The organism is Vibrio sonorensis (assembly GCF_001854765.1).
GTDB lineage: Bacteria > Pseudomonadota > Gammaproteobacteria > Enterobacterales > Vibrionaceae > Vibrio > Vibrio sonorensis.
The window spans coordinates 67,624-83,527 of record NZ_LJJE01000082.1 but is presented as its reverse complement, the minus strand read 5'-3'; the positions used below and the strand labels follow the sequence as shown (position 1 = coordinate 83,527).

The following is a 15,904-nucleotide window of genomic DNA, read 5'->3' as shown; positions in this document are numbered from 1 at the left end:
TTTGTTGGAGATATCATGAAAAATAGAAGAAAACAGTCGGGGTTTACCTTAATCGAAGTGATGGTGGTCGTGGTTATCTTGGGTGTTTTGGCCAGTTTTGTTGTACCCAACCTTCTGGGGAATAAAGAAAAGGCCGATCAGCAAAAAGCGGTAACGGATATTGTTGCTTTAGAGAACGCTTTAGATATGTACAAGTTGGACAACAGTGTCTACCCAACCACTGATCAAGGCTTAGATGCGCTGGTAGAGAAACCGTCAAATCCAGAGCCTCGCAATTACCGCGACGGGGGATACATCAAACGTCTACCCGCCGATCCATGGGGCAATGACTATCAGTTCTTGAGCCCTGGTGATAAAGGTTCTGTTGATATCTTTACGCTCGGTGCTGATGGGCAAGAAGGCGGTGAAGGTGTTAATGCCGATATCGGCAACTGGAACATACAAGATTTTCAGTAAGAGAGATGAAAGTGGGTCACCGAGGCTTTACATTAATTGAGATCTTACTTGTTTTGGTTTTGATCTCTTTAACTTCAGTAGCGGTGATCTCTACGTTTCCGGTGAGTGATAAAGACGCGACGAAACACATCGCACAAGGACTTTATCAAAAGGTTCAGCTTCTTAACGAAGAGGCCTTGCTCAGCGGCCGAGACTATGGGGTTCGATTTGATGAAAAGGGGCGCTTCTACCAGTTGATGTTGCGTGATTCATCGGGGTGGTCGCCACTTGAACTTGATAAAATTCCTGCCAAAACAGACTTTCCAGAAGCGTTGAAAGGCGAACTCGTATTGGGAAGCAACCAGTGGGATAGCGACCGCTTGTTTAAACCGGGGTCATTGTTCGACGAGCAGATGTTTGCGGAATATGAAGAGGATAAAAAGCCGCTTCCTCCACAAGTGTTTATTTTATCGAGTGGTGAGCTGACTCCCTTCCGATATAAGTTCGTGTTAGATGATGAAACCGAACAAACGTGGACGCTGGTGGTAAAAGAAAACGGGGCTATCCTGCTGCTTGCTCCGGGGGAGTCTGATGAAGAGAGTTAAAAAAGGCTTTACCTTAATCGAAGTTATGTTTGCTCTATTTATCTTTTCGATAGCGGCAGTCGCAACCATCCGTTCAGTGACACAGCACATCAATACGCTGAGTTTTTTGGAAGAGAAAACTTTTGCATCCATGGTGGCGGACAACCAACTTGCTTTAGTGCACCTTAAAGGTTCCGTCGCAAAGCGTAACGGCATGGAAGAGATGGCCGGAAGGAAATGGTATTGGACAGTGGTTCCTGTCGAGACGGTAGGTGACCTGTTGCAAGGCTTTGATGTTTCGGTGGCTACAAGCGCGGACTCTAGTCCAGTGATAACGGTAAGAAGCTATGTCGGCAAGTAAAACTCGACAACAGGGCTTCTCGCTTATTGAGGTTTTGATAGCCATTGCTATTTTTGCCTCGTTGAGTTTGGGCGCGTACCAAGTTGTGAATCAGGTTCAGAGAAGCAATGAACTTTCCGCTGATCGAAGTGAACGCATAAAGGGTCTCCAGCGGGCGTTTGTCTACCTCGATAACGACTTTAGGCAAATGGCTGTGCGCCAATATCGAACGAATGGTGAAGAGCCAACAAAGCAGTTAGTTCAATGGAAAGAAAACTTATTGGACTCCGATTCATATGGACTGATGTTTGTCAGAACAGGCTGGCAAAATCCAGCGCAGCAGTTTCCACGCGGTGAAGTAACCAAAGTTGGCTACCGCATGAGAGACAATGTGTTGGAACGAGTTTGGTGGCGTTACCCTGATACTACCGTTGCACAGGAGCCTATAGTGTTCCCACTGGTTGATAAAGTGACAGACTTTAGCATGCGCTTTAACGATGGTAACCAGTGGACTGAAAAATGGGGTGAAGACAATCCAGAACATGAAAATCGACTGCCAAAGGCGGTGGAGCTTCGCCTAGAGCTTGAAGATTATGGAGTAATCGAAAGAGTCTATCTGGTACCTGCAGGGCAGATTCAGCAAGATCAGGGGGACAGTGATGGCAGCTAACAAAAAGCAGAACGGGGTTGCCCTGATTGTCATCTTGCTTTTGATTGCTGTAATGGCAGCTATTGCGGCTACTATGTCAGAGCGCCTTTTTTCTCAGTTTAGACGTTCGACAAACCAACTGGATTACCAACAGGCTTATTGGTATTCCGTGGGTGTTGAATCACTAGCCAAAGTGGCTATAGAGCAGAGCTATCGAGACAGTGATACGGTAAACATGTCTCAGCCTTGGGCGCTGGAAGAGCAAACCTATCCTTTGGATCATGGAACCATCAGGGGGGCTATTTCTGACAAACAGTCGTGCTTAAACTTAAATGTTTTCCACGGTATTGAACCACCGAGTAATAGCAATCAACAGCCCTATCCGTTGGCGGTGTTTCAGGCTTTGATGGAAGAGCTGGAAGTGGAAAACTACGCAGCAGAGATAATCAGCCAATCAGTGTGGGAATTTGTCGATAGCAATACGACGGTAAATACAGTTTCTGGGGTTGAAGACAGTTACTACGAGTCTTTGTCCCCTGCCTATGTGGCAGCAAATACCATGTTGGCAGATAGCAGTGAATTGAGAGCAGTACAAGAGGTATCGGGGGAAATAATGAGTGTTATTGACCCCTATATTTGTGCGCTACCAACGTTAGACTGGAGAATGAACGTCAATACTCTGGACGAAGATCGTGCGGAGCTATTGTCAGCCATGTTTTATCCTGATTTGAGTTCAAGTGACGCGAAAAGCATTCTAGAAAACAGACCCTATGACGGGTGGGATAGTGTTGACAGTTTCTTAGCGGAAGCAGCTCTTAGCCAAATAACAAATGAAAACAAGCAGAAAGTAAAACCATACCTGTCAGTAGATAGCCGTTACTTCGAATTGGATATTGAGGTCTTGGTTAATGATGCACGTGTAAGAGTGCGAAGCTTACTGCACAGTGATAATAGAGAAAATGCGTCAGTGATACGCCGACGCTTTGGAGGAATTGGTGAACGAATATCTGATCGTTCGTCTGAGTAACCGTCAAGACAATGCGTGCCAGTGGGTGGCGTGGTCTGAGGGAGAACAGCAGGTGATAGGCAGTGGCGAGATCGCTTCTGTTTCTGATCTCAGTGAGTTATCTGCTTATTCAAGTGGGCGGCAGACCGTAGTCTTACTCAATAGTGCTGATCTGTTTTTAAGCCGAGTTGAGATACCCGTAGGAAGCCAAAGACAATTTGAAAATATGCTGCCCTATATCGTCGAAGACGATATTGCTCAAGATGTTGAAGCACTTCATTTCACTGTTTTGAAAAAACAGGGTGGGTTCGCGGATGTATGTGCGGTTGAACACGCTTGGCTTGAGCGTGTGCAAGCAAGCTTTTCACAGGTCGGTATAGAAGTATCACGCGTGATGCCCGATATAATCGCTCTACCGTCATTAAATGAGAGAATCTCAGCCGTGGAAATTGCTGGTGAATGGCTAGTTAAAAAAAGCGAGAATACAGGGCTTGTGGTTGCCAAAGAGTGGTTGCCCATGATTGCTCAATCGGATTGGGTTAAACAAGATGAAATCTTTTTACCGTTAACGGCATACACTCCCCTTCCTTCTATCGAATTAGCTGAAGAGCAAGAATGGCAGCAAGGTGAGCCTATACTCGTGATGGAGCTGCTTGCAATGGGAGCGGTGAAAAATAAGGTAAACCTTCTCACGGGGCGATACAAGGCGAAGTCTTCTGCTGCAAAACACTGGACGGTTTGGCGCAGTGCAATCGCTGCAGGAACGCTGTTCCTAGCGGTATTGCTTACCCATCAATGGATGCAAATTCGAACATTTGAACAGCAAGCAGAAAGTTATCGAGCCGAAAGCGAAAGGATTTTTCGTACTGTCTTGGTAGGTAAGCAACGCATTCCTACGGTGAGTTACTTAAAGCGAGAGATGCAAAGGGAAGAAAGTCGTTTGTCGGGTAACAGTGGTGAAACTTCAATGTTGACTTGGTTAAGTGATTTACCCTCTGCTTTGAACAAAGCCCCCGCTCTGAATTTAACCAACTTGACGTATGATGCAAATCGCGGCGAAGTTCGATTACAGGCTCAAAGCAAAGACTTCGACACGTTCAACAAAGCAAAAAATGCTCTTGAAGCGAACTTTGTCGTGCAGCAGGGGCAGCTCAACCGCTCTGGAGAGTTGGTCAATGGCAGCTTTGTCCTTAAGCGTAAAGGCGTGGAGGAGAATCAATGAAAGCTTTGAAAGAGCAGTTTCTGAGCTGGTGGTTAGGCCTGACTATGCGTGAACGCAACTTACTAACCGCGGGTGGAGTGGTATTACTCGTGAGCAGTTTGTACTGGGGCATAGTGGCACCGTTGCAAGAGCGCGCACAGCAAGCGGAAACTCAACTGCAAGCCGAAAAGCGTCTACTCACTTGGGTGAGTGAATCGGCGCAACGAATCAGTTCACTGCGTGCTACATCAGGCGCTCCGGTTGCGACTAAGCCACTCAACCAACTCATCCCTGAAAGTACTCGTCGTTTTCATATCGATTTGATTCGAATTCAGCCAAGGGGTGAAGAGTTTCAAGTATGGGTGAAAGCGACCCCTTTTAATCAGTTTGTAGACTGGATTACCTATTTAGAAGAACAGCACGGTGTACAAGTGGTGTTTATGGATTTGGTAAGAACAGAACGAGATGGCATGGTTGAGGTGAAACGCCTGCAGTTGAGCCAAGGATAGTTGAGTGAAAAGTAAAGTTTTAGTTGGGTTTTTATTACTCCTTACGTTTGTTATCAGCGGTCTTGCCCACTTACCAGCGAGAGTGGTCGTCAACAATATTTCACTTCCCCCAGAGCTGGAAATCAGCGGTATAAGTGGGACGATATGGAACGGCCAGGCTGCTTCTGTTCGCTGGCAACACTACTCTTTTGGAGAAGTGAACTGGCAATGGACTCCAAAGGCGCTATTTGCGGCTAAGTTTGAAACTGAGGTTCGGTTTGGAAGAGGCAGTAGTTTAGGTTTGTCGGGTCGAGGTAATTTGGGTGTGGGTATGTCAGGTGCTTACGTGGACGGTTTTAATGCCTCTTTACCGCTGAAAACTATCGAATCATTACTTCCACCATCGCCGATCCCTGTAGTGGTCAATGGCAATGTGGAGCTTAGCATTCAAGAGTGGGTGTATAGTATGCCTTACTGTTCAATAGGTGAAGGCTCACTGGTTATCAACACTTCTGGGATAGGTACCCCTATAGCGCAGTTAGACACAGGGGCGATTGTCGCTGACTTCAATTGTGCAGACAGTGTGATATCGGTGGTAGGTCAACAAGCGAGCGAGCAAGTGAGTAGTGGTCTTACTTTATCTTTGGATGCCAACCGCCAGTACGCGCTTACCGCTTGGTTTAAACCTGAAAGTCAATTCCCCGCACCATTAGAAAGCCAACTAAGCTGGCTCTCTTATGCTCAGCAAAACGATCGCTATCAGTTCAATTTTCAAGGGCGCTTATAAACGCTTATCGCTGTGAAGAGGTTGGAAAACTGATTTGCACTCGTAAGCCACCTTCACTTCGGTTGTTAACAACAACAGAACCGTGATGCTGGCTTACGATTCTTTTAACGATAGCCAGCCCCAACCCAGTGCCTTCACTGCCTCTGGCTGTATCACCTCTAGTGAAGGGTTCAAACAGCTTAGCAATCTGACTCTTGTCTATTCCTGGGCCATTGTCTTCGACACATACCCACGCCAGTTGATTATCGGCGGTCATTCCCGTACTAATCTTTACCCAGCCATTGCCGTATCTAACCGCATTGACCACCAAGTTGGTAATGGCCCTTTTAATCGCAATCGGGTTGCCAAACGCTTCTTTCATGGATGTGTTGAGTTGCGCTTCGATAGAGACATCACTGACCCCTTCTGCGACTGAGACGTCATTGGCCAACTGATTGAGAGATACCTCTTCAAAGGACATGGCATTGACCGGTTTTAGGTAGTCCATAAATTGACTGATGATCTCGTTACACTCTTCGGTATCACTGATAATACCTTCTGCCAAATAGCTGTCTTCTGGAGACATCATTTCAGTCGCTAAGCGTATGCGAGTGAGTGGGGTGCGCAAATCATGACTAATACCAGCCATTAGCAAGGCTCGATCTTCTTCGAGTTCTTGTATGCCTTTTGACATCTGATTGAACGCACGGGTAACAGAGCGAATTTCTGATGCGCCTTTTTCAGGAAGTGGTGGTGGGATCTCTCCTCGACCTACCCCTTTAGCGGCCTTTTCCAAAGCGGTGAGCGGTCGATTTTGCAATCGAATAAACAACCAACCTCCGGCAATAATACACAATGCCGCTATTAAACTATTTCGAAAGAGAGGGGTGAAATCTTCTTCTTGTAGTTCGGACAAGGGAATTCTTATTAAAGAGTCGGGTAAAGAATCAATCTTCAGCCAAAGTATGTAGCTGTCTTCCCCCATAACCATGCGCGCTTCAGTCGGAGAGCTGAACTCATGAGTCATCTCCTCACTCATTAAGTCTATGGTAAGTGCCCGATAATACTCTTCGGCTATCTCGCTCTCAGGTGAATGGATGGTGACGCCGAGTTGCTCTAAAACTCTTCGCCTTAGTGGCGCATCCATTTCCAGCCCTGCTTCCATGTGCGCTGTATCATCTAACATCAGGTTAATCTCATGACTAAGAATCTTATTAAACTGCTGTAGGCTCGGCATAAGCGCGTAGTTAAACACGGCGTAGTAAGAGTAAACTTGACTGGCAACCAGCAAGGTTAAAAACAGAAGAATAGACTGAGTAAATGAACTGCGAATGCGCATAGTGGCTTCCGATCTTATAAGGAAAAGATATTAAAAAAGGCTCCACTATCATAAGGATAAAGGAGCCTTTTGGCGAGATTAAGCTTCTTTGCCGTCGGGGACAAAGACATAACCTAATCCCCACACGGTTTGAATATACCTTGGCTTGCTGGGGTCGACCTCTAGCATGCGACGTAGACGCGAAATTTGCACGTCGATAGAACGTTCCATTGCTGAGTATTCGCGACCTCTTGCCATATTCATCAGCTTGTCGCGTGACATAGGCTCTCTTGCGTTGGTCACCAATGCTTTAAGTACGGCGAACTCACCAGAAGTCAAAGGCATGGGCTCTTCACCTCGGAACATTTCACGGGTGCCAAGGTTTAGCCTAAACTCACCAAATTCGATAAGCGACTCTTCGGAGCTTGGTGCTCCCGGTAGCTCAATTGTCTGACGTCTTAAAACAGCCTTTATACGAGCGAGTAATTCTCTCGGGTTAAATGGCTTGGGTAGATAATCATCAGCTCCTACCTCTAGACCGACGATACGATCGATTTCATCGCCTTTAGCCGTCAGCATTAGAATAGGTAACATATTGTTTGCATTGCGCAGTCGACGACAGATAGATAGCCCGTCTTCACCTGGTAACATTAGGTCGAGCACCATCAGGTGGAAGGTCTCACGAGTTAACAGTCGATCCATTTGCTCACTGTTGGCCACACTTCGGACTTGGAATCCCTGTTCCGAAAGATAACGTTCTAAAAGTGCACGCAAACGTGCATCGTCATCGACCACTAGGACTTTATGATTTTCTTGCATGTGTGAACCACCTCTTCAATACGCCCCTACGCTATTCGGGCGCCTAAAATGTAACACTGTTCAGAACAATATGTTTCAAAGAATTGTTAACGTTTATTACCTTTATAGCTAGTGTATACTCGAAAAACTTGCCGTGCGAGGTTACTAAAAAACGTCCTGACTCAATTTAATAATACTAACAATATGAAAACAAACTTAATAACTCGTGAAGGTTATGACCGTCTCAAAAAAGAACTCGATTTCTTGTGGAGAGAAGAAAGACCAGAAGTGACTAAAAAGGTAACTTGGGCTGCTAGCTTGGGTGACCGTTCAGAAAACGCAGATTACCAGTACAACAAAAAGCGACTGAGAGAAATTGATCGTCGGGTAAGATATCTGCGCAAGAGATTGGAGCAGGTTAATGTTGTTGACTATGCGCCGCAGCAAGAAGGCAAAGTGTTTTTTGGCGCTTGGGTTGAGATCGAAAACGAAGGTGGAGACATTCTAGAGTTTAGAATTGTCGGCCCTGATGAAATTTATGGTGACGCCAAGGGTTACATTTCCATTGACTCTCCGATGGCACGGGCTCTGTTGAAAAAAGAAGTTGATGAAGAGTTTGTGGTAAGAACCCCTGAAGGTGAGAAAGAGTGGTTTGTAAACGCAATTCGCTACCAACCTCAGTAACGCCACTAAGGGGACTACTGGGCTATTTGCCCAGTAGGTATTTATCTTCACTGCTCACTAACGCGCCGTAACGCAAAAAGTTTTTACCTAAGATCATGCTGTAGTCAAAGTTAGAGCGATCTTGCAGGTTGACTCTTATGGTCTTAGTCACTTCTCCTAGAGATACCCTCATTTCAACCACGGGTCTTTCATTGGCCTTTTCACCTTGGCGAGCCTTGATGCGCATGCTGTCGACGACTTCTCTGGTGAACTCTTTACTATCGCCGTCTTTATTGCGATAAGTAAAGGTGACCATAGGTGTCCCGTTTTTTTCAAAGTGCTTAATAGATTCCGCGTGCAAGGAACTCACATCGGCGCCGGTATCTAGTTTGACGGGAAATTCTAAGCCTTCAACCTCGGCCATTTCGATATGTCCGGCGCGAAAGAGGGGGTAGCTTTCTAGCAAGTGTTCGGTTCGCGTATTGATCAGTAAGCCGTTTTTTGCCATTTTTTCACCAACGATAAAGTAGGGCTGCTTTTCATCTTCGGCTAATACTTCTAAGGCAAACTCTCGTGTAAAGGTGTGGTCGCCTACTTCAAATTTTCCCTCAACGACTGGCCTTAGCGAGCCCGCAACTCTTAGTTTCTTTATCACGGGCTTAACTTGTCTGGTCTCTTTGCCATGTTTATCCCTTAGGTAATAGACCACTTCGTCCTGCTTGCCCTTTTCAATAATTTCAAAATCGGTCACTTTAAGGATGGGGGTTTTCACAACAAAAGAAGGCTCAGCAATCATTGCGATGCCGTCGATGGTGACATTTTCAATAGGAGACGCGACCGCCGGCTGGTCTTGAATTCGCGCCTTGTAACTGACGGTATTGCTATCTAAAAGGTGGTGTCCTCGGGTATCGACCACAAAATGTTTGTTTAACGTTTCTCGCCCCAAATAGATTTGGTAGGGACTACGGCTTCGGTCTTTTACGTAAGCTTGCCACTGTTGAGTATGACCGTCGGGCAGCTGAACTGGGATGGTAACTAAGGGGTACGAACGACCACTTAAAGTGATTTGTTTTAGCCAAGGTAAGGTGATTTTCTGCCCCTTTTTATTGGGGGACTCTAGTTCAAACGAGACGGTTCGCGCCTCTTTATCTAATTCTATATTGGTCCCGTGTACACTGGTATATCGGTTAGACAAAGAGACACCAACCGCCTGTTCGAGTCCTTGTATAGAAACGCGCTCTTTGTTGCTAATGACGGTCGCATGGTTTTGCTCTTGTAAGTAATCATAACCGGACATCACCCATGCATTGTTGCGCAAGAAGGTTTTGCCAATCAGAACTGGGGCGGTAAATTGTTCTCTATTGGTGAGGTTTAACTCTGTCTCTACCTCTTTGCCAGCAATGGTTAAAGGCATACTGACTACCGGCCTGAATATAGGGTGCTCAGATGAACGACTTTTAATCGCGGCAACGCGTTCCAACTCGTCCTCAATGGCAATTAGCTCTCCCGAGTGAGGGTGTTGCAATGAAAATCGGACATAGAGCTGAAAGGGAGAAAACGCATCTTCTGCCCAGCGGGTTTTGGTTCCTCCGAGCGCTTCGACAACAGCAGACATTAGTTCATCGTCTTTTAGGTGCTGGTAAGAGGGGTGTTGGCTGAACACGTGAATGTCGTCAGCGTGAATTGAAGTTGTATCCGCACCAGTATCAATTTTGGCAGTAAAAGCCGCGTCGCTAAGTGCGTCAACTTGAGAGTAGTAGACACTTTCAATCCTGCCCAGTACTAGCTTATCGTCTAATGTGTAGACAGGATATTGTGTTGTGCCGGGGATGGGCGTCGCAATACTGTATCCAGCAGAAAACATTGAGCTGAGAAGAGTACAGATAAGAGTGGCTTTCTTCATTTAGATATCCGTTTGACCTGAGACACGTTTGAATGGAGTTGGATTCCATGCCGCTGACTTGGTTCGAGGTTTATAGCCAGTTTTGACAGAAACTTTACCTATGTCCAATTACTCGGCAGAAAACTCTGTCTAATGCGACAAAAACATTGCAAATCGAACCGATGGCCCCAATTTACTCTGTATATCAGAAACCTTGTTTGAGCTTAGGTTTGAACAAACCAATAAAGAGAATACACGGATGAGCAAAGCTATCTGTCAGAAAATCGCCAGCGAACTAAATGTTCGAGCTGATCAAGTTGTTGCCGCAGTGACTTTAATTGATGATGGTAATACAGTCCCATTTATTGCTCGCTACCGCAAAGAAGCCACCGGTGGTCTGGATGATACCCAGTTGCGAAGCTTGGACTCTCGGTTGCTCTATTTAAGAGAGTTAGACGAGCGCAAAAACACCATATTGAAATCCATCGGCGAACAAGGAAAGCTCACACCTGAACTGGAAAATGCAATTGAAAGTGCAGACAGCAAAACTCGCTTGGAAGATCTTTATCTACCCTACAAACCCAAGCGTCGCACAAAGGGACAGATTGCCATTGAAGCAGGCCTAGAACCTCTAGCGGATAAGCTGTGGAATCACCCAGAACACGAACCAGAAACAGAGGCAAGCCAATACGTAAATGCAGAAAATGGCATTGTTGACAGCAAGGCGGCGTTAGATGGGGCACGAGCTATTGTTATGGAACGCATTGCCGAAGATGCGGATCTACTGGCTAAAATTCGTCGTTACCTTAACCAACACGCGGAAATAAATGCGCGGGTTATTGATGGTAAAGAGGGCGAAGGTGAAAAGTTTAAAGACTATTTTGAGCACAATGAGTCAATCAGCAAAATCCCTTCTCACCGTGCATTAGCTATGCTTCGCGGACGCAATGAAGGCATCCTATCTCTGGCGCTTAACGCCGATCCGCAAGTCGAAGAAGGTGCGCGCAATCCCATTGCGAAACGCTTATCGCAGACCACTATTCGGTATCACTTAGTGACGCTCCCGCTGACGGCTGGCGTAAGCAAGTCATTAGTTGGGCTTGGCGTATTAAGGTTTCCATGCATATGGAAACCGAATTGATGGGAGCAATGAAAGAGCGGGCTGAAATCGAAGCTATTGAAGTATTTGCGACCAATCTTAAAGACCTGCTGATGGCGGCTCCGGCTGGACCTAAGGCAACACTAGGTCTTGATCCCGGTTTGAGAACGGGAAGTAAAATTGCCGTGGTGGATGCGACAGGTAAAGTGTTGGCGACGGAAACCATCTATCCGCATCCTCCGCAAAACCAATATGATAAAGCAGCACAAGTGGTTGAGAAGTTGATTCGCAAACATGAGGTTGACCTCGTTGCGATTGGTAATGGTACCGCTTCGAGAGAAACCGATAGCTTTGTGGCTGATGTTATCAAGCGCGGTAATCTCAAGTGCCAGAAAATTATGGTAAGTGAGGCTGGAGCTTCTGTTTATTCGGCTTCCGAACTCGCTGCAAAAGAGTTTCCGCAACTGGATGTTTCGCTTCGCGGCGCAGTCTCTATCGCTCGACGCCTTCAAGATCCGCTGGCTGAACTGGTGAAAATTGATCCTAAGTCCATTGGTGTCGGACAGTATCAGCATGACGTGAGTCAGTCTATGTTGGCCAAGCGCTTGGATGCGGTAGTTGAAGACTGTGTGAATGCGGTGGGCGTGGATGTAAACACCGCCTCTGCGGCTTTGCTGACCAGAGTTGCCGGACTGTCTACCACGATTGCGCAAAACGTCGTCGATTATCGAGATGTGAATGGCCGATTTGAAACCAGAACCACGCTCAAGAAAGTGGCGAGGTTGGGGCCAAAAGCGTTTGAACAATGTGCGGGATTTTTGCGCATCATGGACGGAAAGAACCCACTTGATTCTTCTGCGGTGCATCCAGAAGCTTACCCTGTTGTAAAAAATATCGCAGAAAAAAACGGTAAGGCAGTGAAGACTCTAATCGGTGATAGCCAGTTTTTAAGTGGGCTTAAGGCGGTCGATTATACCGATGAAGAGTTTGGTGTGCCGACAGTGACGGATATTATCAAAGAGTTGGATAAACCGGGTCGCGATCCTCGACCTGAGTTTAAAACGGCGGCGTTTGCCGAAGGTGTTAATCGAGTTTCCGATCTAGAACCAGGTATGGTTTTGGAAGGTGTGGTGTCTAATGTGGCCAACTTTGGTGCGTTTGTCGATATTGGCGTACATCAAGATGGTCTTGTTCACATCTCTGCTCTGTCTGATCGCTTTGTTTCCGATCCAAGAGATGTGGTAAAAGCTGGTGATGTCGTAAAAGTGAAAGTGATGGAAGTCGATGTTCAGCGCAAGCGGATCGGTCTTTCAATGCGCCTAAGCGATGAACCGGGTCAGGCTCAGCGCACTAGTCGACCTGCCAATGGGCAGCGCCAAACTCCAAATAAGCACGCTAAGAAACGCACGTCGAATGAGCCAAATAACGGCGCAATGGGTGGTGCATTTGCCGCTGCGTTCGCAAAGGCGAAACGATAACGTTTTGGCGTTAAGTCCATAAAACCGCCAAACGGCAGATATAAAAACACCCACTTAGGATTAAGTGGGTGTTTTGTTTTCTCGGCATTATCCAAAAAATAGCAGTGACTATTTTGCGGATACTACAACACCGCAATGACTTCCGAAGGGACATTGGGTGCTACAGCATGGCCGTAATGATATTTTATTACGGTACGCCGTCGCGCCATTTTGCCTTCTGTTATCGCTGCATCGATTATACGCTTCGGTATCCGAAAGCGCATCGCGTAGCCGGTTCCCTGTTTTTTACTGTAACTTTCGAGTGCCAGCAGACCGAACAGTCTTTCCAACTTGTTTTGAGACTCTTCTTGATTAGCGCTGCGTATTCCTGGGTCATGCTCCGTCTCATAGCCAGGGTGCTCGGACGGATCCCAAGAGGGCTGCTTTCTACGCTTATCATCGGCTTTCACCTTACGCTCAGCATGACTCTTCGCTAATGCAACAGTCGGAGCAACGGGCTCACGGACTTTATTGTCCCTTGCTGCCTGTTCCGTTTGCACATTAACCGATGGGGCGATAAGTGGCACACTAACGTTAGTAGGTGACACGATCATAGTCGAGACCTCCTCAGTATCGCCCGAGCCAGTCGGATGGCTATGCGCTTCCTGACTGGTTAATTTGTGTATCGACCTAGTTGGTCAAAAATTTAGCGATTAATGTAAATTAATGTTAATTAATTTAGCTAAGCCCTTTAACAATAAGGTCTACTGGCTTTATTGATTTTTTACCGTCTGCAAGCCGAAGGTGACAATTTGCTGGCAGAATAGCTCAGGCTCAGTCATAAATGGGGCGTGAGAAGATTGGCTAAAGACGAAATGCTGGCTATGAGGTATGGCTTCATTGACATCACTGGCTACTTTGACTGGAACTAAACCATCAAGTCGACCGTAAAGTCGCAAGATTGGGGCAGAAATTTCGCTAAGCTGAGGTCGAAGGTCTACCTGGTCTAGCATCTTTAATCCGGCCAACAGTGCACTCTGATTGGGGGAAGGCCTTGAGAAAACTGCTTGTTTAAGGTTTTTTACATCTTGACGAGCTGAGGGGCTTCCCATGGCTTGAAGCGCCATAAAACGCTCGACTGTTAGCTGGAAATTGTCGACAAGTTGGTGGGTAAAGTCTTTTAACACCTTTGGTTGGATACCGCGCCAAGGTCTTTCTGCAGCGAATTTGGGCGAACTTGCAACAGTAACCAGCCCTGAGACGTATTTGGCGTGTGAGTGTGCTATGTGAGTTGCCAACAGCCCTCCCAACGACCAACCGACCCATATGGCAGATTTTGGTGCTTGTTGTAGAACGAGTTCAGCCATTTCTTCAAGAGTTTCGGAGGGGGCCTCTGCACTGTGACCATAACCGGGTAAGTCCACAACATGTACTCTGAAATGTTGCTTCAACACCTGAGCGGTTTGATGCCAAACGGCCCCGTTCATTCCCCAGCCGTGAAGTAACACTAGATCCATACCTTGACCATTCACTTCCCAATGAAGGCTTGTCGGTTTAGTCGCAGAATCCACCACTTTATCGGTCCTTTTATCCATTACTCTTGCGGCAAAATAGATTTCAATCTCGGTTGCGGCAGGAGTTATTTATCACAAATTACAATGGCACTATGTTAACCAATTGGTTGAAGAAAGCATCATCAAAGGTTTGTCTCGGCAGTGTGAACTGTGTCGTTTAGCCATCGAATCGGAGCAAACGGCATCGACCTTGTTTTGTCATCATTGCTCTTTATTGTTAGCGCCAAAACCCAGATGTCGTCGATGTGGCTTAGAAATGGTTAGAGATGTTGACGTTTGCGGGCAGTGCTTGAATAGCCCGCCTCTTTGGAACTCACTCACTTGTGTTAGTGATTTTTCTTACCCCTTGTCTGGCTATATCGATCGTTTTAAACATCAGCGCGCTTATTGGCTCGCAAAACCTCTGGCAAATCTCTTGGCTGAGCGCGTTGTGCTTCCAGCACCATTGATGACTTGGGTGCCTTTGCATTGGCAGCGTCATTTAAAACGCGGCTTTAATCAGAGTGAGTTATTAGCTAAGCAGTTGCAGGGTGCGCTTAACAATGACGTTAGGCCATTATTTGTTAGGCAAAAGAAAACTAAAGCGCAGCAATTGCTGAGTAGGAAAGAGCGATTGAGCAACTTACAAGGTGTGTTTAGATTGAAATGTCCTATTGTTCATAAACATATTGCCATCGTCGATGACGTGGTTACGACGGGAAGCACAGTGAATCAATTGTGTCTACTTTTACGCTCCCAAGGTGTCGAAGTTATTGATATTTATTGTATTTGTCGTACATCTGAACCACATAAAAAGTGAGTCAGTAGGGGGATCTGTTTGAAAAAGCTAGATCTCCGCGAAATCACGAGTAAAATGATGAACAAATAGCCTACAAAATTACTCAGGTATTCGTCGTGTCAAATTCTATTATTATTACAGAAAATGCTCAGGAACATTTCGGGAAGCTGTTATCCCAGCAGCCTGAAGGTACTAACATTCGTGTCTTCGTGGTTAACCCAGGAACACAAAATGCTGAGTGCGGAGTGTCTTATTGCCCACCTGAAGCCGTGGAAGCTACGGATACTGAGCTGAAGTTTAGCCTGTTCTCTGCCTATGTTGACGAGTTAAGTTTACCGTTTCTAGAAGACGCAGAGATCGACTTTGTGACAGACAAAATGGGGTCTCAGCTAACGCTAAAAGCGCCCAACGCCAAAATGCGTAAGGTTTCCGACGACGCGCCGCTTGTTGAGCGTGTTGAGTACGCTATCCAAACCCAAGTTAACCCTCAGCTTGCTGGCCATGGCGGTCACGTCAGCCTGATGGAGATTACCGAAGATGGGATTGCGATTGTTGCCTTTGGCGGTGGTTGCAACGGCTGCTCTATGGTTGATGTTACCTTAAAAGAAGGCATCGAAAAGGAGCTATTGGCTCAATTTGAAGGCGAGCTAACCGCAGTGAGAGATGCAACCGAGCACGATCGAGGCGAGCATTCTTACTACTAATCAAGCGAATTGAAGAGCTGGTCCTGATGACCAGCTTTTTTTTACCCATCAGAAAGGACTAATGAATCTCTTATTTTTGAAGCTAAGCAGATAAAAAACAGAGCTAAGTCATTTCGCCTCTTTTCAAGATGGTAATATTTCTCATATAGTAACAATCTGCTG

16 protein-coding genes and 1 pseudogene are annotated in these 15,904 nt (G+C 46.3%); 12 read left to right on the top strand and 5 right to left on the bottom strand.

Annotated features, from left to right (window positions below; all coding sequences use genetic code 11):
- Positions 1-15 precede the first annotated feature (15 nt).
- The 8 genes from gspG to BLO31_RS14800 are packed head-to-tail and all read left to right on the top strand — an operon-like array spanning position 16 to position 5,490.
- Positions 16-456, top strand: coding sequence for a type II secretion system major pseudopilin GspG (gspG, locus tag BLO31_RS14835; RefSeq protein ID WP_070968254.1), 441 nt, complete (start codon positions 16-18; stop codon positions 454-456).
- Positions 457-461: 5 nt separating this feature from the next.
- Entirely contained in the window at positions 462-1,040 is a 579-nt protein-coding gene (gspH, locus tag BLO31_RS14830) for a type II secretion system minor pseudopilin GspH (RefSeq protein WP_070968251.1), read from the top strand.
- On the top strand, positions 1,027-1,380 hold the full coding sequence (gene gspI, locus BLO31_RS14825) for a type II secretion system minor pseudopilin GspI (protein WP_070968247.1): 354 nt from the start codon (positions 1,027-1,029) through the stop codon (positions 1,378-1,380). Before gspH ends, gspI begins: the two co-directional genes overlap by 14 nt.
- Positions 1,367-2,029 carry a type II secretion system minor pseudopilin GspJ gene (gene gspJ / locus BLO31_RS14820; protein ID WP_070968243.1) on the top strand — a complete coding sequence of 221 codons (663 nt, stop codon included), beginning with the start codon at positions 1,367-1,369 and terminating at the stop codon, positions 2,027-2,029. The genes gspI and gspJ overlap by 14 nt, the downstream gene beginning before the upstream one ends.
- Entirely contained in the window at positions 2,019-3,035 is a 1,017-nt protein-coding gene (gspK, locus tag BLO31_RS14815) for a type II secretion system minor pseudopilin GspK (RefSeq protein WP_070968240.1), read from the top strand. The genes gspJ and gspK overlap by 11 nt, the downstream gene beginning before the upstream one ends.
- Positions 3,004-4,236 carry a type II secretion system protein GspL gene (gspL, locus tag BLO31_RS14810; RefSeq protein ID WP_070968235.1) on the top strand — a complete coding sequence of 411 codons (1,233 nt, stop codon included), beginning with the start codon at positions 3,004-3,006 and terminating at the stop codon, positions 4,234-4,236. Before gspK ends, gspL begins: the two co-directional genes overlap by 32 nt.
- Entirely contained in the window at positions 4,233-4,724 is a 492-nt protein-coding gene (locus BLO31_RS14805; RefSeq protein WP_070968232.1) for a type II secretion system protein M, read from the top strand. Before gspL ends, BLO31_RS14805 begins: the two co-directional genes overlap by 4 nt.
- Before the next feature lie 4 nt (positions 4,725-4,728).
- The gene (locus tag BLO31_RS14800) at positions 4,729-5,490 is read left to right on the top strand and encodes a type II secretion system protein N (protein ID WP_070968229.1); all 762 of its coding nucleotides are present in this window, start codon (positions 4,729-4,731) and stop codon (positions 5,488-5,490) included.
- A 4-nt stretch (positions 5,491-5,494) separates the two neighbouring features.
- Here BLO31_RS14800 and envZ read toward each other — a convergent pair whose 3' ends face one another.
- Together envZ and ompR are read right to left on the bottom strand one after the other, a co-directional pair.
- Positions 5,495-6,808 carry a two-component system sensor histidine kinase EnvZ gene (gene envZ, locus BLO31_RS14795; RefSeq protein ID WP_070968226.1) on the bottom strand — a complete coding sequence of 438 codons (1,314 nt, stop codon included), beginning with the start codon at positions 6,806-6,808 and terminating at the stop codon, positions 5,495-5,497.
- Positions 6,809-6,886: 78 nt separating this feature from the next.
- Positions 6,887-7,606: an osmolarity response regulator transcription factor OmpR gene (ompR, locus tag BLO31_RS14790; RefSeq protein ID WP_070968223.1), complete on the bottom strand. Its 720-nt coding sequence runs from the start codon at positions 7,604-7,606 to the stop codon at positions 6,887-6,889.
- A gap of 183 nt (positions 7,607-7,789) precedes the next feature.
- On the opposite strand from ompR, the gene greB reads away from it, so the two are divergent.
- Positions 7,790-8,269 (top strand): transcription elongation factor GreB, encoded by a 480-nt coding sequence (gene greB, locus BLO31_RS14785; RefSeq protein WP_070968314.1) that lies wholly within the window; start codon positions 7,790-7,792, stop codon positions 8,267-8,269.
- A 22-nt stretch (positions 8,270-8,291) separates the two neighbouring features.
- Here greB and BLO31_RS14780 read toward each other — a convergent pair whose 3' ends face one another.
- Positions 8,292-10,151 (bottom strand): ATP-dependent zinc protease family protein, encoded by a 1,860-nt coding sequence (locus BLO31_RS14780; RefSeq protein ID WP_070968220.1) that lies wholly within the window; start codon positions 10,149-10,151, stop codon positions 8,292-8,294.
- A 238-nt stretch (positions 10,152-10,389) separates the two neighbouring features.
- Here BLO31_RS14780 and BLO31_RS14775 point away from each other — a divergent pair.
- Positions 10,390-12,579, top strand: a pseudogene (locus BLO31_RS14775) (Tex family protein); the annotation flags it as partial.
- A 250-nt stretch (positions 12,580-12,829) separates the two neighbouring features.
- Here BLO31_RS14775 and BLO31_RS14770 read toward each other — a convergent pair.
- Together BLO31_RS14770 and bioH are read right to left on the bottom strand one after the other, a co-directional pair.
- A complete protein-coding gene (locus tag BLO31_RS14770; protein WP_070968217.1) occupies positions 12,830-13,300 on the bottom strand; it encodes an ATP-dependent Lon protease in 471 nt (156 codons plus the stop codon).
- 159 nt (positions 13,301-13,459) lie between these two features.
- The gene (gene bioH, locus BLO31_RS14765) at positions 13,460-14,281 is read right to left on the bottom strand and encodes a pimeloyl-ACP methyl ester esterase BioH (RefSeq protein WP_070968213.1); all 822 of its coding nucleotides are present in this window, start codon (positions 14,279-14,281) and stop codon (positions 13,460-13,462) included.
- An 82-nt stretch (positions 14,282-14,363) separates the two neighbouring features.
- Between bioH and BLO31_RS14760 the strand changes: the two genes are divergently transcribed.
- Both BLO31_RS14760 and nfuA read left to right on the top strand, forming a co-directional pair.
- Positions 14,364-15,059 (top strand): ComF family protein, encoded by a 696-nt coding sequence (locus tag BLO31_RS14760; protein ID WP_139159019.1) that lies wholly within the window; start codon positions 14,364-14,366, stop codon positions 15,057-15,059.
- Positions 15,060-15,154: 95 nt separating this feature from the next.
- Complete coding sequence (gene nfuA / locus BLO31_RS14755) at positions 15,155-15,742, top strand: Fe-S biogenesis protein NfuA (protein WP_070968209.1); 588 nt, start codon at positions 15,155-15,157, stop codon at positions 15,740-15,742.
- Positions 15,743-15,904: the final 162 nt, after the last annotated feature.